Raw genomic sequence first — 18,965 nt, 5'->3', positions numbered from 1 at the left:
TCTAACAAATGCTGGTTTTTTGAATGCATAACGATAAAGATCTCTCTACGTGGCAGACGTTTCGCCGACTATGGCCAACCATAGCGCCTTTTAAATCGGGTCTGATCGTGGCGGGTATAGCGTTAATCCTGAACGCGGCCAGCGATACCTTCATGCTATCGCTCCTTAAGCCATTACTGGATGATGGTTTTGGTAAAACGGATCGCTCGGTGCTGCAGTGGATGCCGCTGGTGGTCATTGGACTAATGGTTCTTCGCGGATTCACCAGCTATGTCTCCAGCTACTGCATCTCATGGGTATCAGGCAAAGTGGTCATGACCATGCGTCGCCGCCTGTTTGGCCATATGATGGGCATGCCGGTCTCCTATTTTGATAAGCAGTCTACAGGTACGCTGTTGTCACGTATTACCTATGATTCAGAGCAGGTCGCGTCATCGTCCTCCGGCGCGCTGATCACCGTGGTACGTGAAGGGGCTTCAATTATTGGCCTGTTTATCATGATGTTCTATTACAGCTGGCAGCTGTCATTGATCCTGATTGTACTGGCGCCAATTGTGTCAGTGGCGATTCGTATAGTTTCCAAGCGCTTTCGTAGCATCAGTAAAAATATGCAAAACACTATGGGTCAGGTTACGACCAGTGCCGAGCAGATGCTGAAAGGCCACAAAGAAGTTCTGATTTTTGGTGGTCAGGAAGTCGAAACTAAGCGCTTTGATAAAGTCAGCAATAAGATGCGTTTGCAGGGCATGAAGATGGTTTCCGCCTCTTCTATCTCCGATCCTATCATCCAGCTGATTGCGTCTCTGGCTCTGGCCTTCGTGTTGTATGCAGCCAGCTTCCCAAGCGTAATGGAAAACCTGACTGCAGGGACAATTACGGTTGTCTTCTCGTCAATGATCGCGCTGATGCGTCCGTTGAAATCGCTGACCAACGTCAACGCACAGTTCCAGCGCGGTATGGCGGCCTGCCAGACCTTATTTACGATTCTGGATAGAGAGCAGGAAAAAGATGAAGGTACGCGCGAAATCGAACGTGCTACCGGCAATCTCGAGTTCCGCAACGTGACATTCACCTATCCAGGACGTGAAGTACCTGCGCTGCGCAACATCAACATGAATATTCCAGCGGGGAAAACCGTTGCCCTGGTTGGCCGTTCAGGTTCAGGGAAATCCACCATCGCCAGCTTGATCACGCGCTTCTATGATATTGATGAAGGGCAGATTCTGATGGACGGACACGATCTACGTGAATATACCCTGGCATCCCTGCGCGATCAGGTCGCGTTGGTTTCGCAGAATGTGCACCTGTTTAACGATACGGTTGCCAACAACATCGCCTACGCGCGTACCGATTTGTACAGCCGTGAGCAGATCGAAAAAGCGGCGAAAATGGCTTACGCCATGGATTTCATCAATAAGATGGACAATGGCCTGGATACGGTGATTGGCGAAAACGGCGTCCTGCTATCTGGTGGTCAGCGCCAGCGTATCGCTATTGCCCGCGCCTTGTTGCGTGACAGTCCGATTCTGATCCTTGATGAAGCAACGTCGGCACTCGATACCGAGTCTGAACGCGCGATTCAGGCTGCTCTGGATGAGCTTCAGAAAAACCGTACCTCCCTGGTGATTGCTCACCGCCTTTCTACCATTGAACAGGCGGATGAAATCATCGTGGTGGAAGACGGTATTATTGTTGAGCGTGGAACCCATAGCGAGCTGATTGAGCAGCGTGGGGTGTATGCACAATTACATAAAATGCAATTCGGTCAATGATCGCTCGAATCTGGTCTGGTGAGTCGCCGCTGTGGCGACTGTTACTCCCGCTCTCCTGGCTGTATGGCCTGGTGAGCGGGGGGATCCGCTTATGTTACAAGCTTGGGATTAAACGCGCGTGGCGTGCACCAGTCCCGGTTGTGGTGGTCGGAAACCTGACCGCGGGCGGCAATGGCAAAACACCCGTGGTGATTTGGCTGGTTGAACAACTGCGTCAACGTGGGATTCGCGTGGGCGTGGTGTCGCGTGGTTATGGCGGGAAAGCGGCTGCTTACCCGCTGTTACTGACCGCAGATACCACTACGGCAGAAGCGGGTGATGAACCTGTGCTGATCGCCCAACGTACCGGCGTGCCCGTAGCGGTATCCCCGGTAAGATCGGATGCGGTCAAAGCCATTTTGGCCCAACACGATGTGCAGATGATTGTGACGGACGATGGGCTACAGCACTACCGTCTGGCGCGAGATGTTGAAATCGTGGTTATTGACGGAGAACGTCGGTTTGGCAATGGCTGGTGGCTTCCCGCGGGTCCCATGCGGGAACGCGCAGGCCGGCTTAAATCGGTGGATGCGACTATCGTTAACGGTGGCGTTGCGCAGCCAGGGGAAATCCCTATGCGACTTGAACCGGGGCTGGCCGTTAATTTACGTACGGGTGAACGCCGCGATGTGTCGCAGCTGTCCAATATTGTCGCCATGGCGGGCATTGGCCATCCACCGCGTTTTTTTGCCACGCTGGAAGCATGCGGTGCCAGCGTGCAAAAAAGTATTGCGCTGGCAGACCATCAGTCTCTGACCTACAGTGACGTCAGTGCGTTTGCAGACGCCGGGCAAACGCTGGTGATGACGGAAAAAGATGCGGTTAAGTGCCGTGCATTTGCCGATGAAAACTGGTGGTATTTACCTGTTGACGCTCATTTGTCAGGCGATCGGCCTGATATGTTGCTGGATAGCTTAATCTCGCTGACTCGCTAACTGATTCACGCTGCGGCAGCGAATCATTTATGAGGCCATAAATGTCGTTGCCGCGTCTTTCTTTGACGGATGCCCGTCATCTTCACCTTGCCGCTCAAGGGCTGCTGAAAAAAACACGCCGTCGGGCAACCCCAGCAGATATTCTTGCTACCATTTCGCGCATGTCGTTATTGCAAATCGATACCATCAATATTGTGTCGCGCAGCCCTTACCTGGTGCTGTTTAGTCGGTTGGGTGATTATTCGCCCCAGTGGCTGGATGACGCATTGCAGCGGGGCGAACTGATGGAATACTGGGCGCACGAGGCCTGCTTTTTGCCGCGTAGCGACTTTATGCTGATACGTCACCGCATGCTGGCCCCGGAGAAAATGGGCTGGAAGTATAAAGCGGAGTGGATGAAAGAACATGCGCATGAGATTGAGCAACTGCTCCAGCACATCCAGCATAACGGACCAGTACGCTCTGCCGATTTTGAGCATCTGCGCAAGGGGGCCAGCGGCTGGTGGGCATGGAAACCGCATAAGCGTCATCTTGAAGGCCTGTTCACCGCCGGGAAAGTGATGGTGGTGGAACGGCGTAATTTCCAGCGAGTGTATGATTTAACCCATCGCGTCATGCCGCACTGGGATGATGAACGCGACCGGCTTTCACAGGAAGAAGCTGAAAACCTCATGCTGGATAACAGTGCCCGCAGTTTGGGGATTTTTCGCGAACAATGGCTGGCAGACTACTATCGCCTGAAGCGTCCGGCGCTAAAAAACTGGTGCAACGTACGTGCACAGCAGCAACAGATTATTCCTGTCGATGTCGAAGGGTTAGGAACCCTGTGGCTGCATAGCCACCTTCAGCCGCTGCTGGAGCAGGCATTGACGGGTAAATTAACGGCGACGCATAGCGCAGTATTATCACCCTTTGATCCGGTGGTCTGGGATCGTAAACGGGCAGAGCAGCTATTCGATTTTAGCTATCGGCTCGAATGTTACACGCCAGCACCGAAACGTCAGTATGGTTATTTCGTCCTGCCGCTGCTGCATCGCGGACAGTTAGTTGGGCGGATGGATGCCAAAATGCACCGCAAAACGGGCGTACTGGAAGTGATTTCGCTGTGGTTACAGGATGGCGTCAAACCTGGGGTTACTCTGCAAAAAGGATTGTTTCAGGCGATTGATGATTTTGCCCGCTGGCAGCAGGCAACACGTGTGACGCTTGGACGCTATCCTGAAGGTTTATTTGCTGATGCGCGCCATGGTTGGGAAATAGACCCAGCACGGTAAGCGATTATGTTAATATTTACGGATTCACAATCCGGTCCATCTGGAGGAACTATGGATCATCGTCTGCTTGAAATCATTGCCTGCCCGGTATGCAATGGCAAACTCTGGTTTAACCAGGAAAAACAGGAACTGATTTGTAAACTGGATAACCTTGCTTTCCCACTGCGTGATGGCATTCCCGTGTTACTGGAAACCGAAGCTCGCGTTCTGACTGCTGATGAGAGTAAATCATGAGTTTTGTGGTCATTATTCCTGCGCGTTATGCGTCCACACGTTTGCCGGGCAAGCCGCTGCTGGATATCAATGGCAAGCCGATGATCGTGCATGTGCTGGAGCGTGCGCGTGAATCTGGCGCTGAACGTATTATTGTTGCGACCGATCACGAAGATGTCGCTCGCGCGGTAGAAGCGGTGGGGGGTGAAGTATGCATGACCCGCGCCGATCACCAGTCCGGTACGGAGCGTCTGGCGGAAGTCGTCGAGAAATGTGGCTTTAGCGATGATACCGTTATTGTGAACGTACAGGGTGATGAGCCGATGATCCCGGCGGTCATTATTCGCCAGGTCGCTGAGAATCTGGCGCAGCGTCAGGTCGGTATGGCGACCCTTGCTGCCCCGATTCACAGTGCGGAAGAGGCATTTAATCCGAATGCGGTGAAAGTCGTTCTGGACGCCGAAGGTTATGCACTCTATTTTTCACGCGCGACCATTCCGTGGGATCGCGACCGTTTCGCTAAAAGCCTGGAAACGGTGGGTGACACCTTCTTGCGACATCTGGGTATTTACGGCTATCGCGCCGGTTTTATCCGCCGTTATGTTAACTGGCAGCCCAGCCCGCTTGAGCATATTGAAATGCTGGAGCAACTACGTGTGCTGTGGTATGGCGAAAAAATTCATGTTGCCGTCGCAAAAGAAGTACCCGGTACCGGCGTAGACACTGCCGAAGATCTTGAGCGCGTTCGCGCCGAAATGCGTTAGTTTTTCTCACGACACTCCCCCTGATGACGCGAATTTTTGGGAGGAGTGTCATATCGTTACGCTTTCCCGCCACTTTTCTTTTCATCAATTGATCTCATCCGGGTGACATCTGTCTGCACGACGCTCATTATGAAAGCAGTAGCATTTATGAGGGCAATCCGAAATGGAACAGTTGCGTGCCGAACTCAGTCATCTGTTGGGTGAAAAACTCAGTCGTATAGAATGCGTGAATGAAAAAGTGGATACGGCCCTGTGGTCACTATACGACAGCCAGGGAAATCCGATGCCACTGATGGCGAGAAGTTTCACCACACCGGGTATGGCGCAGCAGTTGGCATGGAAAACCTCCATGCTGGCGCGCAGTGGTACGGTGCGTATGCCCGTCATTTATGGGGTCTTAACCCACGAGGAACATCCCGGTCCTGATGTGCTACTGCTTGAGCGTTTACGTGGAGTACCGGTGGAAGCGCCAGCCCGAACGCCCGAACGCTGGGAACATTTAAAAGATCAGATCGTAGAAGGTCTGCTGTCATGGCATCGGCAGGATAGTGCTGGCTGCGTGGGAATGGTGGATAACACGCAAGAGAATATCTGGCCATCCTGGTATCGTCAGCGGGTTGAGGTGCTGTGGACCACGTTAAATCAGTTCAACAATACCGGGCTAACGATGCAGGACAAGCGGATCCTGTTTCGCACCCGTGAGTGCTTACCTACCTTATTTGCAGGATTCAATGATAACTGCGTGCTGATCCACGGTAATTTCAGTTTACGTAGCATGCTCAAAGACGCCCGTAGCGATCAGCTTCTGGCTATGGTGGGACCGGGGTTGATGCTGTGGGCGCCAAGGGAATATGAACTGTTCCGCCTGATGGATAATGCGCTGGCGGAAAGCCTGCTTTGGCAATACCTGCAGCGCGCGCCAGTGGCGGAGTCATTCATCTGGCGGCGCTGGTTGTATGTGTTATGGGATGAAGTGACGCAATTGGTCAACACCGGACGCTTTAATCGTTCCAACTTTGACCTGGCAACGAAATCATTGCTGCCGTGGCTCGCATGATAAACATGTGAACATCTTATCAGGCAATATTCCTGTCAATGTTCCGAGCCTTTCAGCCACTGCCAGATGCGTCCCAGGGTTTCGTAACCAACGCGATCGCTGTGCATCAACCAGACGGGTGAAGGTATAGCGCGCTCCCACGGATTAAGCGGTGAATCAATTGCTAACTGATTGGCTGGCGCTGGCAGCGGATGCAAGCCGGCCTGCTGGAAGAAGATCATCGCCCGCGGTAAGTGGGAGGCAGAGGTTACCAGCAGGAACGGCGCATTGCCGATGGCCTTCTTTACCGCTGCGGCTTCTTCTTCGGTATCTTTGGGGTGATCCAGGGTGATGATTTCATTGGCTGGCACCCCCAGCGACTGCGCTACGCGGGCGCCAGCTTCTGCGGTACTGACGTTATTCGTCTTTGCGGCAGCGCCGGTAAAGATGAGCTTCGATCCCGGGTTTGCGCGCCATAGGCGAATACCTTCATTCAGACGTGGAAGGCTGTTGCTGATCAGATTTGAACTCGGCGCCCACTGCGGATTCCAGGTATACCCTCCCCCCAGCACCACAATATATTCCACTTTTTGCGAACCTTGCCACGTTGGATAACTGTCCTCAATCGGTTTCAACAGTCTGTCGGCGACGGGCTGTAAACTAAGGAGTAACAGTGCCAGCCAACTCAGGCTAATACACACTTTCCCTGTTTTTTGAAAGCGACTGAACCAGACCAGCGCCAGGCCAATACCCATCATAATTAGCATCAGTGGCAGCGGCAGCATCATACCGCCAATCACTTTCTTCAGCGTAAAAAGCATCCTTTTTGGTTCCTTTTTTAACCATACAGCAGGGGATCTGCAGGGATATTACACCAGGAAGGTTCATTCTCGGCGTGGGTGTGACAAAATAGCGGTTTTACTTAGTCACCCTCAAGCCAGTATGCGGAGAGCCCGATGCGGGATCGCAATTTTGATGACATTGCAGAGAAGTTTTCCCGTAACATTTACGGCACCACCAAAGGTCAATTAAGACAGGCTATCCTTTGGCAGGATCTGGATCGATTACTGGAAACGTTCGGTGAGCAAAAACTGCACATTCTGGATGCCGGTGGTGGTGAAGGGCAAACGGCCATCAAAATGGCGGAACGAGGACATTTCGTCACATTATGCGATCTGTCTGGCGAGATGATCGCCCGAGCGCAACAGGCGGCAGAGGCAAAAGGTGTGAGCGGGAACATGCATTTTATACAATGCGCCGCTCAGGATGTTGCTTCGCATTTGGAAAGCCCGGTTGATCTGATATTGTTTCATGCTGTGCTGGAGTGGGTGACAGATCCGGTCAACGTGTTGCAGACTCTGTGGTCAGTATTGCGTCCTGGCGGCGCGCTGTCGTTAATGTTCTACAATGCTAACGGTCTGTTGATGCATAACATGGTCGCAGGGAACTTTGACTATGTGCAGGTGGGGATGCCGAAACGTAAAAAACGCACGCTTTCACCGGACTACCCGCGCGATCCGGGGCAGGTCTACCAGTGGCTGGACGAGATCGGTTGGCAGATAACCGGTAAAACGGGCGTCCGCGTGTTTCATGATTATCTGCGAGATAAACATAAACAGCATGACGACTTTGAAATGTTACTTGAGTTAGAAACGCGCTATTGCCGCCAGGAACCGTATATCAGCCTTGGGCGCTATATTCATGTCACCGCGATTAAAAGTTCGGCCCGAGCCGCAGATGCAAGGATAATTTATGAGTGAATTTTCCCAGACAGTCCCCGAACTGGTTGCCTGGGCCAGAAAAAATGACTTCTCCATCTCTCTGCCGGTAGACAGACTTTCATTCCTGCTGGCGGTCGCGACCCTGAACGGTGAGCGACTTGACGGCGAGATGAGTGAAGGTGAGCTGGTGGATGCGTTCCGCCATGTGAGTGATGCGTTTGAGCAAACCAGCGAAACCATCGGCGTACGCGCCAACAACGCGATCAACGATATGGTGCGTCAACGTCTGCTGAACCGCTTTACCAGCGAGCAGGCGGAAGGCAACGCTATATATCGTTTAACGCCATTGGGAATTGGCATCACGGATTACTACATTCGTCAGCGCGAATTCTCTACGCTGCGTCTTTCAATGCAGCTGTCGATTGTTGCAGGTGAACTAAAGCGCGCGGCGGATGCGGCAGCGGAAGGTGGCGATGAGTTCCACTGGCATCGTAACGTCTACGCGCCATTGAAATACTCGGTGGCGGAGATTTTCGACAGTATCGATCTGACTCAGCGCATCATGGATGAGCAGCAACAGCAGGTAAAAGACGACATCGCACAGTTGCTTAATAAAGACTGGCGGGCGGCGATCTCCAGCTGTGAACTGCTGCTCTCTGAAACGTCTGGTACGCTGCGTGAACTGCAGGATACGCTGGAAGCGGCGGGGGATAAGCTACAGGCTCACCTGTTACACATCCAGGACGCCACGATGACGCATGACGATTTGCATTTCGTCGATCGGCTGGTGTTTGACTTACAAAGTAAGCTCGACCGCATTATCAGTTGGGGTCAGCAGTCCATTGATTTATGGATCGGCTACGATCGTCACGTGCATAAGTTTATCCGTACCGCGATCGATATGGATAAAAACCGCGTCTTTGCCCAGCGTCTGCGCCAGTCCGTGCAGACATACTTTGACGATCCGTGGGCGCTAACCTATGCCAACGCCGATCGTCTGCTGGATATGCGTGACGAAGAGATGGTGCTGCGTGACGAAGAGGTCACCGGCGAGCTTCCGGAAGATCTGGAATATGAAGAATTTAACGAGATCCGTGAACAGTTGGCGGCGATCATCGAAGAACAGCTGGCTATCTACAAATCCAGACAAACACCACTGGATCTCGGTTTGGTCGTGCGCGAGTATCTGGCGCAATACCCACGTGCGCGTCATTTCGACGTCGCGCGCATAGTTATCGATCAGGCGGTACGCCTTGGCGTAGCGCAAGCAGATTTCACCGGACTGCCAGCCAAATGGCAGCCGATTAATGATTACGGAGCCAAGGTACAGGCGCATGTCATTGACAAATATTGAACAAGTGATGCCGGTAAAGCTGGCGCAGGCGCTGGCGAATCCGTTATTTCCGGCGCTGGACAGCGCCTTACGTTCGGGCCGCCATATCGGTCTGGATGAACTGGATAATCATGCCTTCCTGATGGATTTTCAGGAATATTTTGAAGAGTTTTACAGCCGCTATAACGTGGAATTGATCCGTGCGCCGGAAGGGTTCTTCTACCTTCGCCCGCGTTCAACGACGCTCATTCCCCGTTCGGTCCTGTCTGAACTGGACATGATGGTCGGTAAAATTCTTTGCTATCTCTATCTCAGCCCGGAACGCCTGGCGAACGAAGGGATTTTTACCCAGCAAGAGTTGTACGACGAGCTGCTAACGCTGGCTGATGAAGCGAAGCTGCTGAAACTGGTGAACAACCGTTCAACCGGTTCGGATGTTGATCGCCAGAAGCTACAGGAAAAAGTTCGTTCTTCGCTAAACCGTCTGCGCCGTTTAGGCATGGTGTGGTTTATGGGTCACGACAGCAGCAAATTCCGTATTACGGAATCAGTCTTCCGCTTTGGCGCGGACGTGCGCAGCGGTGACGATCCGCGCGAAGCGCAGCGTCGCTTAATTCGTGATGGCGAAGCGATGCCGGTCGAGAACCGCCTGCAGCTCAACGATGAGCCCGAAGAGAATCAGCCGGACAGTGGAGAAGAAGAATAATGATTGAACGCGGTAAATTTCGCTCACTTACGCTGATTAACTGGAATGGTTTTTTTGCCCGTACATTCGACCTTGATGAACTGGTTACCACGCTGTCCGGCGGTAACGGTGCGGGTAAGTCCACCACCATGGCGGCATTTGTTACAGCGCTCATCCCGGACTTAACCCTGCTGCATTTCCGTAACACCACCGAAGCCGGTGCAACCAGTGGTTCACGTGATAAGGGCCTGCACGGTAAGTTGAAAGCGGGCGTCTGTTACTCAATGCTCGACGTCCTCAACTCGCGCCATCAGCGCGTGGTCGTGGGGGTGCGTCTGCAACAGGTTGCCGGTCGCGATCGTAAAGTGGATATCAAACCGTTTGCCATTCAGGGGCTGCCGATGTCGGTGCAGCCAACCCAACTGGTGACGGAAACGCTGAATGAACGCCAGGCGCGCGTGCTGTCCCTCTCTGAGCTGAAAGAGAAGCTTGATGAGATGGAAGGCGTGCAGTTTAAACAGTTCAACTCAATCACCGATTATCACTCACTGATGTTCGATCTGGGCATTATCGCCCGTCGTCTGCGTTCCGCGTCTGACCGTAGTAAATTCTATCGTCTGATTGAAGCCTCGCTGTACGGCGGGATCTCCAGTGCCATTACCCGTTCACTGCGTGACTACCTGCTGCCGGAAAACAGCGGCGTACGTAAAGCCTTCCAGGATATGGAAGCGGCGCTGCGTGAAAACCGCATGACGCTGGAAGCGATTCGCGTAACTCAGTCTGACCGCGATCTGTTTAAGCATTTGATCAGCGAAGCGACCAACTATGTGGCCGCGGATTATATGCGTCACGCCAACGAACGTCGTATCCATCTTGATAAAGCGCTGGAATATCGTCGTGAGCTGCATACTTCACGCAAGCAGCTGGCCGCGGAGCAGTATAAGCACGTGGATATGGCGCGCGAACTGGGCGAGCATAACGGCGCGGAAGGCGATCTGGAAGCTGATTACCAGGCCGCGAGCGATCACCTGAATCTGGTGCAAACCGCGCTGCGTCAGCAGGAAAAAATTGAACGCTACGAAGCGGATCTCGAAGAACTGCAGGTCCGTCTCGAAGAACAAAATGAGGTGGTCGCGGAAGCCGTTGACCGCCAGGATGAAAACGAAGCCCGCGCAGAAGCCGCGGAACTGGAAGTGGATGAGCTGAAAAGCCAGCTTGCCGATTATCAGCAAGCGCTGGACGTCCAGCAAACGCGAGCCATCCAGTATACCCAGGCGATCCAGGCGCTGAATCGGGCGAAAGAGCTCTGCCATTTACCGGATCTGACCGCCGACAGCGCTGCTGAATGGCTGGAAACCTTCCAGGCTAAAGAGCAGGAAGCCACTGAAAAACTGCTGACGCTGGAACAAAAAATGAGCGTGGCGCAAACCGCGCACAGCCAGTTCGAACAGGCTTATCAGCTGGTGGCGGCTATCAATGGCCCGCTGGCGCGTGGTGAAGCCTGGAGCGTGGCGCGTGAACTGCTACGAGAAGGCGTTGAACAGCGCCACCTGGCGGAACAGGTTCAGCCGTTGCGTATGCGACTTAGCGAGCTGGAGCAGCGTCTGCGCGAACAGCAAGACGCCGAGCGTCTGCTGGCTGAATTCTGCAAGCGTCAGGGTAAACAGTTCGATATCGATGAGCTGGAAGCGTTGCACCAGGAGCTGGAAGCACGCATCGCCGCCTTGTCGGACAGCGTCTCTTCTGCCAGCGAACAGCGTATGACGTTGCGTCAGGAGCAGGAACAGCTGCAGTCTCGTATCCAGCATCTGATGAAACGTGCGCCTGTCTGGCTGGCCGCGCAGAATAGCCTGAATCAGCTTAGCGAGCAGTGTGGCGAAGAGTTTACCTCAAGCCAGGACGTGACCGAGTATCTGCAACAACTGCTGGAGCGCGAGCGTGAAGCCATTGTTGAGCGTGATGAAGTCGGTGCGCGCAAAAATGCAGTTGATGAAGAAATTGAACGTTTAAGTCAGCCGGGCGGGGCGGAAGATCAGCGTCTGAACGCGCTGGCGGAGCGCTTCGGCGGCGTTCTGCTGTCAGAAATCTATGACGACGTTAGCCTTGAAGATGCGCCGTACTTCTCTGCGCTGTACGGTCCTTCGCGTCATGCCATCGTGGTGCCGGATCTGTCGCTGATTACCGAGCAGCTTGAAGGGCTGACGGATTGTCCGGAAGATCTCTATTTCATCGAAGGGGATCCGCAGTCGTTTGATGACAGCGTTTTCAGCGTTGATGAGCTGGAAAAAGCGGTAGTGGTGAAAACCGCCGAGCGTCAGTGGCGTTATTCCCGCTTCCCGACGGTGCCGATTTTTGGCCGTGCAGCGCGCGAAAGCCGTATCGAAACCCTGCATGCTGAGCGTGAAGGGCTGTCTGAACGTTTCGCAACGCTCTCCTTTGACGTCCAGAAAACCCAGCGTCTGCATCAGGCGTTCAGTCGTTTCATTGGCAGTCATTTGTCGGTGGCGTTTGAAGCCGATCCGGAAGCGGAAATTCGCCAACTGAATGGCCGTCGCGTTGAACTGGAACGTGCGCTGAGCAATCATGAAAATGATAATCAGCAAAGCCGTATGCAGTTTGAGCAGGCGAAAGAGGGGGTCTCCGCTCTTAACCGCCTTCTCCCGCGTTTGAATCTGCTGGCGGATGACACGCTGGCCGATCGCGTGGACGAAATTCGTGAGCGCCTGGATGAAGCCCAGGAAGCGGCGCGTTTTGTGCAGCAACATGGCAACCAGTTAGCCAAACTGGAACCGATTGTTTCGGTCCTGCAAAATGACCCTGAGCAGTTTGAACAGCTGAAGGAAGACTACGCGTATTCCCAGCAGATGCAGCGCGATGCGCGTCAGCAAGCTTTTGCTCTGACCGAAGTGGTGCAGCGCCGGGCGCACTTTAGCTATTCCGACTCTGCTGAAATGCTTAGCGGCAACAGCGATCTGAACGAAAAACTGCGTGAGCGCCTGGAACTGGCGGAAGCTGAACGTACCCGCGCCCGTGAAGCGCTACGCAGTCACGCCGCACAGTTAAGCCAGTACAACCAGGTCATGGCGTCGCTGAAAAGCTCCTATGACACCAAAAAAGAGCTGCTTAACGATTTACAACGTGAACTGCAGGATATTGGCGTTCGTGCGGACAGCGGTGCCGAAGAGCGCGCGCGTATTCGTCGTGATGAACTGCATGCGCAGCTCAGCAACAACCGTGCGCGCCGTAACCAACTGGAAAAAGCGTTGACCTTCTGCGAAGCGGAGATGGAAAACCTGACCCGCAGGCTGCGCAAGCTGGAACGTGATTATTTTGAGATGCGCGAGCAGGTGGTTACCGCGAAAGCCGGATGGTGTGCGGTGATGCGGATGGTGAAAGATAACGGCGTTGAACGCCGCCTGCACCGTCGTGAGCTGGCGTATCTTTCCGGTGATGAACTGCGCTCAATGTCGGATAAGGCGCTCGGTGCGCTGCGCCTGGCGGTTGCGGATAACGAACACCTGCGCGATGTACTGCGCATGTCTGAAGATCCAAAACGCCCAGAGCGTAAAATTCAGTTCTTTGTCGCGGTTTATCAGCATCTGCGTGAACGTATTCGTCAGGATATCATCCGTACCGACGATCCGGTTGAAGCGATCGAACAGATGGAGATTGAGCTGAGCCGTCTGACGGAAGAATTAACGTCCCGCGAACAGAAACTGGCGATCAGCTCTCGCAGCGTGGCGAATATCATTCGTAAGACCATTCAGCGCGAACAGAACCGTATTCGCATGCTGAACCAGGGGCTGCAAAGCGTGTCGTTTGGCCAGGTAAACAGCGTTCGTCTGAACGTCAACGTACGCGAGACGCATGCTACCTTGCTGGACGTACTTTCCGAACAGCATGAGCAGCACCAGGATCTGTTTAACAGCAATCGTCTGACCTTCTCTGAAGCGCTGGCGAAGTTGTATCAGCGTCTGAATCCGCAGATTGATATGGGGCAACGTACGCCGCAAACCATTGGTGAAGAGCTGCTGGATTACCGTAACTATCTGGAAATGGAAGTTGAAGTTAACCGTGGCTCTGACGGCTGGCTGCGTGCTGAATCTGGCGCGCTGTCAACGGGTGAAGCGATCGGGACCGGGATGTCTATTCTGGTGATGGTTGTGCAAAGCTGGGAAGACGAAGGGCGTAGACTGCGTGGGAAAGATATTTCTCCTTGCCGTCTGCTGTTCCTGGATGAAGCTGCGCGACTTGATGCACGCTCTATCGCGACTCTGTTTGAACTGTGCGAGCGTCTGCAAATGCAACTGATTATCGCAGCCCCAGAAAACATTAGCCCGGAGAAAGGGACCACCTACAAACTGGTGCGTAAAGTATTCCAGAACACCGAACACGTTCACGTGGTAGGTCTGCGCGGGTTTGCGCCTCAGTTACCTGAGCCGCTGCCTGGCACCGAAGATGCCTCCTCGCAGGCAAGCTAAATAAAAGGCGGCTAAATGGCCGCCTTCTTTTTTTTCCGGAAACTCTCAATAACTGGTGTAATTTCTTTAAACTTCTTTACATTAGGTTAGGCAAAAATTTTTTCATGTTTATATACTAAAGGTAAGCCTAACGCGTCACAGGCTTGCTCGTCATACTTCAGCTTGTATTGGCGTTTTACAGGTTCGGCCCCGCCAAAATAAGGGGAAGACATACGGCCTGGCTACTCAAAGTATGATAAAAAAACAGGGGGCAAGGGATGTTGCTTAATAAAATGTGTGGTCGTCGGCTGTCGGCAATTAGTTTGTGCCTGGCCGTAACATTCGCTCCACTGTTCAATGCCCAGGCCGATGAGCCTGAAATGATCCCTGGCGATAGCTCAGCGACCGTCAGTGAACAGCCAACAGCGTTATCGCAGCCGCAGGCTCAATCTTCCGCGACGGCTATCATGGCAGGTATCCAACCGCTGCCCGAGGGCGTGTCAGTTGATAAAGCCCGCGCCGAATTACAATCTCAACTTCCAGCGGGCTTCACACCGGTTTATATGAGCCAACTGGAACTGCTGTATGCCGCACGCGAAATGAAACCGATGTGGGAAAATCGTGATGCGGTAAAAGCCTTTCAGCAACAGTTAGCTGAAGTGGCGATTGCCGGCTTTCAGCCGCAGTTCACCACCTGGGTCGCTCTACTGACTGACCCGGCAGTAACCGGTCAGGCGCGAGATATCGTGCTCTCAGATGCGATGATGGGGTATCTGCACTTTATTGCCAACATCCCCGTCAAAGGCAATCGCTGGCTCTATAGCGATAAGCCCTATGCGCTGACGACGCCGCCGATTTCCGTGATCAACCAATGGCAAGTCGCGCTGGATAACGGTCAACTGACTTCGTTTGTCGCCAGCCTGGCACCGCAACATCCGCAGTACGCAGCCATGCATGAATCGCTGCTCAAGCTGGTGGGTGATACGCGGCCCTGGCCGCAACTGACCAGTACCGCGACGCTGCGTCCGGGGGAGTGGAGTAACGACATCCCTGCGCTGCGTGAAATTTTGCGCCGCACCGGGATGCTGGAGTCTGTTGTCAGTACGGCTGCCAAAGAAGGCCGTAGCGCTTATGATCGTGAACTTGTTGACGCAGTTAAGCGGTTTCAGACGTGGCAGGGGCTTGGGGCCGATGGCGCGATTGGCCCTGCCACGCGTGACTGGCTGAACGTGACGCCCGCTCAACGTGCGGGCGTGCTGGCGTTAAATATTCAGCGCTTGCGCCTGCTGCCGGGTACGCTGTCTACCGGTATTATGGTGAATATTCCTGCCTACTCGCTGGTGTATTATCAGAACGGCAATCAGGTGCTGGCCTCGCGCGTTATCGTCGGACGTCCCGATCGTAAAACGCCGATGATGAGCAGTGCGCTGAATAACGTGGTCGTTAACCCGCCGTGGAACGTGCCGCCGACGCTGGCCCGGAAGGATATTCTGCCTAAGGTTTGGAATGACCCGGGGTATCTTGAGCGTCACGGCTATACCGTAATGCGCGGCTGGAACAGCAAAGAGACGATAGATCCGTGGCAGGTTGACTGGGCCACCATCACCGCCTCCAATCTGCCGTTCCGCTTCCAGCAGGCTCCGGGAGCGCGTAACTCGCTCGGACGCTATAAATTCAATATGCCGAGTTCGGATGCTATTTATCTGCACGATACGCCGAACCACACTCTGTTCCAGAAGGATTCGCGGGCGTTAAGCTCCGGCTGCGTGCGCGTGAACAAGGCATCTGAGCTGGCGAATATGCTGCTACAGGATGCGGGGTGGAATGATACGCGCATCTCGGATGCCCTGAAGCAAGGGGATACAAGGTACGTGAATATTCGCCAGAATATCCCCGTCAACCTCTACTATCTGACCGCATTTGTTGGCCCGGATGGTCGCACGCAGTATCGTACAGATATTTACAATTACGATCAGACAGCGCGATCCAGTGCACAAATTGTGTCAAAAGCTGAACAATTAATCAGATAAATGAAGCAGTTCGAGGAAAATAATTGTCGTAAGTTATGCTGGAAACGGGGTGAAATGGCTGCAAGCCCCGTATTTCCTGGGGTTGGGAGCCTTGACGTGGACTACTTAGCCAGATAAGGTTTCCCGCGTGCGCTAGAGCATACATACGATAACATTGACCTTGTAGACCTTAAAACCATGGACAAATTTGACGCTAATCGCCGCAAACTGCTGGCGCTTGGTGGCATTGCCCTCGGCGCTGCCATCCTGCCTACGCCTGCGTTTGCTACACTCTCCACCCCACGTCCGCGCATTTTGACTCTGAATAACCTGCATACCGGTGAGTCAATAAAAGCAGAGTTTTTTGATGGCAGGGGCTATATTCAGGACGAATTAGCTAAACTTAATCACTTTTTCCGTGATTTTCGTGCGAATAAAGTGAAATCCATCGATCCGGGATTGTTCGATCAACTCTTCCGTCTGCAGGGCCTGCTGGGCACGCGTAAACCCGTACAGCTTATTTCTGGTTACCGCTCTATTGATACCAATAATGAATTACGTGCGCACAGCCGCGGTGTGGCAAAGAAAAGCTACCACACGAAAGGGCAGGCCATGGATTTCCATATTGAAGGCATCGCATTAAGTAATATTCGCAAAGCTGCGTTATCTATGCGCGCAGGTGGTGTAGGATACTACCCACGCAGTAACTTTGTGCATATTGACACCGGACCGGCGCGTCATTGGTGATCCATAAGCTTAATGAAACAGGAGCCGTATGAACTATCGTATTATTCCGGTCACTGCATTCGCCCAGAACTGCTCGTTAATCTGGTGTGAGCAAACCCGTCTGGCTGCGCTGGTCGATCCCGGCGGCGATGCTGAGAAAATCAAACAGGAAGTCGATGCCAGTGGCCTGACGCTAATGCAGATCCTGCTCACCCATGGTCATCTTGATCACGTAGGTGCGGCGGCTGAACTGGCACAGCATTATGGTGTACCGGTTATTGGTCCGGAAAAAGAAGATGAGTTCTGGTTACAAGGACTTCCTGCTCAGAGTCGCATGTTTGGCCTGGGCGATTGTGAGCCGCTGACGCCCGATCGCTGGTTGAATGAAGGCGACCGGGTAAGCGTGGGTAACGTGACGTTGCAGGTACTGCATTGCCCGGGTCACACGCCGGGACATGTGGTCTTCTTTGATGAACAATCAAAGCTACTGATTTCTGGTGACGTGATTTTCAAAGGCGGCGTAGGGCGCAGCGATTTTCCTCGCGGAGATCATAGTCAATTGATTGATTCGATTAAACGTAAACTGTTGCCGTTGGGCGATGACGTGACGTTTATTCCGGGTCACGGCCCACTTTCGACGTTGGGCAACGAACGGCTACATAATCCGTTCCTGCAGGATGAAATGCCTGTCTGGTAACACCGCAGATAAATGAAAAAGGCCGCTATTGCGGCCTTTTTAGTACGCGATAGATTACAGTACTGCGACAATCGCTTCGCACAGCGGCGCCATGTTATCTGGCGTCATTCCTGCTACGTTCACACGTCCGGAAGCGACGGCATAGACACCAAACTCTTCACGCAGACGCAGAACCTGCTCTTTGGTCAGGCCGCTGAATGAGAACATGCCGTTCTGTTTGATGATAAAGCTGAAGTCTCGGTTCGCACCTTTCTCCTGCAGCGTATTCACAAACAGCAAACGCATGCGTTGGATGCGTTGACGCATATCAGTCAGTTCCTGCTCCCAGATAGCGCGCAGGGCATCGTTGCTCAGGATGGTTGCCACAACCGACGCACCGTGTGCTGGTGGGTTGGAATAGTTGGCACGAATGACGGATTTCATCTGGCTAAATGCGCGGTCGACGGTTTCAGCATCGGCTGCAACCAGAGTACAAGCGCCTACGCGCTCATTGTACAGACCAAAGTTCTTGGAGTAAGAGCTGGCGACGATCAGCTCTTTGTGCAGCGCAGCGAATGCGCGCAGACCTTCTGCATCTTCTTCCAGACCGCGGGCAAAGCCCTGGTATGCGAAGTCAAACAGCGGCAACCAACCTTTTTCGACAGAAAGCTGAGCCAGCGTTTGCCACTGCTCCAGCGTAGGATCGATACCGGTTGGGTTATGGCAGCAGCCGTGGAATAACACCACGTCGCCAGCCTGCGCTTCGCTGAGGCTTGCCAGCAGCGCATCAAAGTCTAATGAGTGGTTCGCGGCATCGTAATAGTTGTATTCACGAACTTCCAGACCGGCAGAGTTAAAGACGCTCTTATGGTTTGGCCAGCTTGGATTGCTCACCCATACGCGTTTAGCTGAGGTGTTTTTTGCCAGGAAATCAGCGGCCACACGCAGTGCGCCAGTGCCGCCAGGGGTCTGTGCTGTACGCGCACGTTTGTCGTTGATAAGCGAACTTTCTTTACCAAACAGTAATTCCTGAGTGCAGCGGCCAAACTCTGGAATACCGTCGATGCCAAGGTAATTTTTGGTGGTTTCATTTTCCAGTATATATTGCTCGGCTTTTTTAACGCTGGTCAGTACCGGCGTTTTGCCTGTCTCATCTTTATATACACCGATCCCAAGGTTTATTTTTCCTGGGCGGTCATCGGCACGAAACAAATCAGCCAGACCCAAAATGGGGTCGGCAGGAGCGGCAGTAATGTTCTCAAACATGACGAGGTTCCATAGTGATTACAGAAGGGAAGTCCGCTATCAGGTTAACGGTAGAT

General features: G+C 53.3%; 15 protein-coding genes. 13 read left to right on the top strand and 2 right to left on the bottom strand.

From position 1 onward, the window contains the following. Positions 1 to 23: 23 nt before the first annotated feature. The 6 genes from msbA to HV037_RS15875 all read left to right on the top strand — a co-directional run bounded on the left by msbA (position 24) and on the right by HV037_RS15875 (position 6,054). On the top strand, positions 24 to 1,772 hold the full coding sequence (gene msbA / locus HV037_RS15900) for a lipid A ABC transporter ATP-binding protein/permease MsbA (protein ID WP_103283677.1): 1,749 nt from the start codon (positions 24 to 26) through the stop codon (positions 1,770 to 1,772). Then, a complete protein-coding gene (lpxK, locus tag HV037_RS15895; RefSeq protein ID WP_016152450.1) occupies positions 1,769 to 2,746 on the top strand; it encodes a tetraacyldisaccharide 4'-kinase in 978 nt (325 codons plus the stop codon). Before msbA ends, lpxK begins: the two co-directional genes overlap by 4 nt. Positions 2,747 to 2,787: 41 nt before the next feature. Further along, positions 2,788 to 4,020 (top strand): winged helix-turn-helix domain-containing protein, encoded by a 1,233-nt coding sequence (locus HV037_RS15890; RefSeq protein WP_049259787.1) that lies wholly within the window; start codon positions 2,788 to 2,790, stop codon positions 4,018 to 4,020. A 51-nt stretch (positions 4,021 to 4,071) separates the two neighbouring features. Further along, positions 4,072 to 4,254 carry a protein YcaR gene (gene ycaR, locus HV037_RS15885; RefSeq protein ID WP_003035793.1) on the top strand — a complete coding sequence of 61 codons (183 nt, stop codon included), beginning with the start codon at positions 4,072 to 4,074 and terminating at the stop codon, positions 4,252 to 4,254. Then, complete coding sequence (kdsB, locus tag HV037_RS15880; RefSeq protein ID WP_016152452.1) at positions 4,251 to 4,997, top strand: 3-deoxy-manno-octulosonate cytidylyltransferase; 747 nt, start codon at positions 4,251 to 4,253, stop codon at positions 4,995 to 4,997. The genes ycaR and kdsB overlap by 4 nt, the downstream gene beginning before the upstream one ends. A gap of 163 nt (positions 4,998 to 5,160) precedes the next feature. Further along, positions 5,161 to 6,054, top strand: coding sequence for a YcbJ family phosphotransferase (locus HV037_RS15875; RefSeq protein WP_016152453.1), 894 nt, complete (start codon positions 5,161 to 5,163; stop codon positions 6,052 to 6,054). Positions 6,055 to 6,089: 35 nt separating this feature from the next. Here HV037_RS15875 and elyC read toward each other — a convergent pair whose 3' ends face one another. Next, the gene (elyC, locus tag HV037_RS15870; protein WP_047414137.1) at positions 6,090 to 6,854 is read right to left on the bottom strand and encodes an envelope biogenesis factor ElyC; all 765 of its coding nucleotides are present in this window, start codon (positions 6,852 to 6,854) and stop codon (positions 6,090 to 6,092) included. A 135-nt stretch (positions 6,855 to 6,989) separates the two neighbouring features. Here elyC and cmoM point away from each other — a divergent pair, with 135 nt between their 5' ends. From cmoM to HV037_RS15835, 7 genes are all read left to right on the top strand, one after another. Beyond that, a complete protein-coding gene (gene cmoM / locus HV037_RS15865; protein ID WP_016156122.1) occupies positions 6,990 to 7,793 on the top strand; it encodes a tRNA uridine 5-oxyacetic acid(34) methyltransferase CmoM in 804 nt (267 codons plus the stop codon). After that, complete coding sequence (gene mukF, locus HV037_RS15860; RefSeq protein WP_016156123.1) at positions 7,786 to 9,108, top strand: chromosome partition protein MukF; 1,323 nt, start codon at positions 7,786 to 7,788, stop codon at positions 9,106 to 9,108. Before cmoM ends, mukF begins: the two co-directional genes overlap by 8 nt. After that, positions 9,089 to 9,793: a chromosome partition protein MukE gene (mukE, locus tag HV037_RS15855; RefSeq protein WP_016152457.1), complete on the top strand. Its 705-nt coding sequence runs from the start codon at positions 9,089 to 9,091 to the stop codon at positions 9,791 to 9,793. The genes mukF and mukE overlap by 20 nt, the downstream gene beginning before the upstream one ends. After that, entirely contained in the window at positions 9,793 to 14,253 is a 4,461-nt protein-coding gene (mukB, locus tag HV037_RS15850) for a chromosome partition protein MukB (protein ID WP_016156124.1), read from the top strand. The genes mukE and mukB overlap by 1 nt, the downstream gene beginning before the upstream one ends. Positions 14,254 to 14,510: 257 nt before the next feature. Then, positions 14,511 to 16,262, top strand: a complete 1,752-nt coding sequence (ldtD, locus tag HV037_RS15845; RefSeq protein ID WP_016156125.1) for a L,D-transpeptidase — start codon at positions 14,511 to 14,513, stop codon at positions 16,260 to 16,262. A 177-nt stretch (positions 16,263 to 16,439) separates the two neighbouring features. Continuing rightward, on the top strand, positions 16,440 to 16,988 hold the full coding sequence (locus HV037_RS15840; RefSeq protein ID WP_016152461.1) for a YcbK family protein: 549 nt from the start codon (positions 16,440 to 16,442) through the stop codon (positions 16,986 to 16,988). 28 nt (positions 16,989 to 17,016) lie between these two features. Continuing rightward, positions 17,017 to 17,664: an MBL fold metallo-hydrolase gene (locus HV037_RS15835; protein WP_003035823.1), complete on the top strand. Its 648-nt coding sequence runs from the start codon at positions 17,017 to 17,019 to the stop codon at positions 17,662 to 17,664. 54 nt (positions 17,665 to 17,718) lie between these two features. On the opposite strand, the gene aspC is transcribed toward HV037_RS15835, so the two are convergent. Next, positions 17,719 to 18,909: an aspartate transaminase gene (aspC, locus tag HV037_RS15830; RefSeq protein ID WP_016152462.1), complete on the bottom strand. Its 1,191-nt coding sequence runs from the start codon at positions 18,907 to 18,909 to the stop codon at positions 17,719 to 17,721. Positions 18,910 to 18,965: the final 56 nt, after the last annotated feature.

Source organism: Citrobacter sp. RHBSTW-00017 (assembly GCF_013797615.1).
Taxonomy (GTDB): Bacteria; Pseudomonadota; Gammaproteobacteria; order Enterobacterales; family Enterobacteriaceae; genus Citrobacter; species Citrobacter braakii.
This window is presented reverse-complemented; position numbering and strand designations above follow the sequence as displayed.

Coding starts and splice junctions, on each gene's coding strand:
- HV037_RS15890 (WP_049259787.1), top strand. CDS start 2,788: ATGTCGTTGCCGCGTCTTTCTTTGACGGATGCCCGTCATCTTCACCTT.
- HV037_RS15840 (WP_016152461.1), top strand. CDS start 16,440: ATGGACAAATTTGACGCTAATCGCCGCAAACTGCTGGCGCTTGGTGGC.
- mukB (WP_016156124.1), top strand. CDS start 9,793: ATGATTGAACGCGGTAAATTTCGCTCACTTACGCTGATTAACTGGAAT.
- ycaR (WP_003035793.1), top strand. CDS start 4,072: ATGGATCATCGTCTGCTTGAAATCATTGCCTGCCCGGTATGCAATGGC.
- lpxK (WP_016152450.1), top strand. CDS start 1,769: ATGATCGCTCGAATCTGGTCTGGTGAGTCGCCGCTGTGGCGACTGTTA.
- HV037_RS15875 (WP_016152453.1), top strand. CDS start 5,161: ATGGAACAGTTGCGTGCCGAACTCAGTCATCTGTTGGGTGAAAAACTC.
- aspC (WP_016152462.1), bottom strand. CDS start 18,909: ATGTTTGAGAACATTACTGCCGCTCCTGCCGACCCCATTTTGGGTCTG.
- msbA (WP_103283677.1), top strand. CDS start 24: ATGCATAACGATAAAGATCTCTCTACGTGGCAGACGTTTCGCCGACTA.
- mukE (WP_016152457.1), top strand. CDS start 9,089: ATGTCATTGACAAATATTGAACAAGTGATGCCGGTAAAGCTGGCGCAG.
- HV037_RS15835 (WP_003035823.1), top strand. CDS start 17,017: ATGAACTATCGTATTATTCCGGTCACTGCATTCGCCCAGAACTGCTCG.
- kdsB (WP_016152452.1), top strand. CDS start 4,251: ATGAGTTTTGTGGTCATTATTCCTGCGCGTTATGCGTCCACACGTTTG.
- cmoM (WP_016156122.1), top strand. CDS start 6,990: ATGCGGGATCGCAATTTTGATGACATTGCAGAGAAGTTTTCCCGTAAC.
- ldtD (WP_016156125.1), top strand. CDS start 14,511: ATGTTGCTTAATAAAATGTGTGGTCGTCGGCTGTCGGCAATTAGTTTG.
- elyC (WP_047414137.1), bottom strand. CDS start 6,854: ATGCTTTTTACGCTGAAGAAAGTGATTGGCGGTATGATGCTGCCGCTG.
- mukF (WP_016156123.1), top strand. CDS start 7,786: ATGAGTGAATTTTCCCAGACAGTCCCCGAACTGGTTGCCTGGGCCAGA.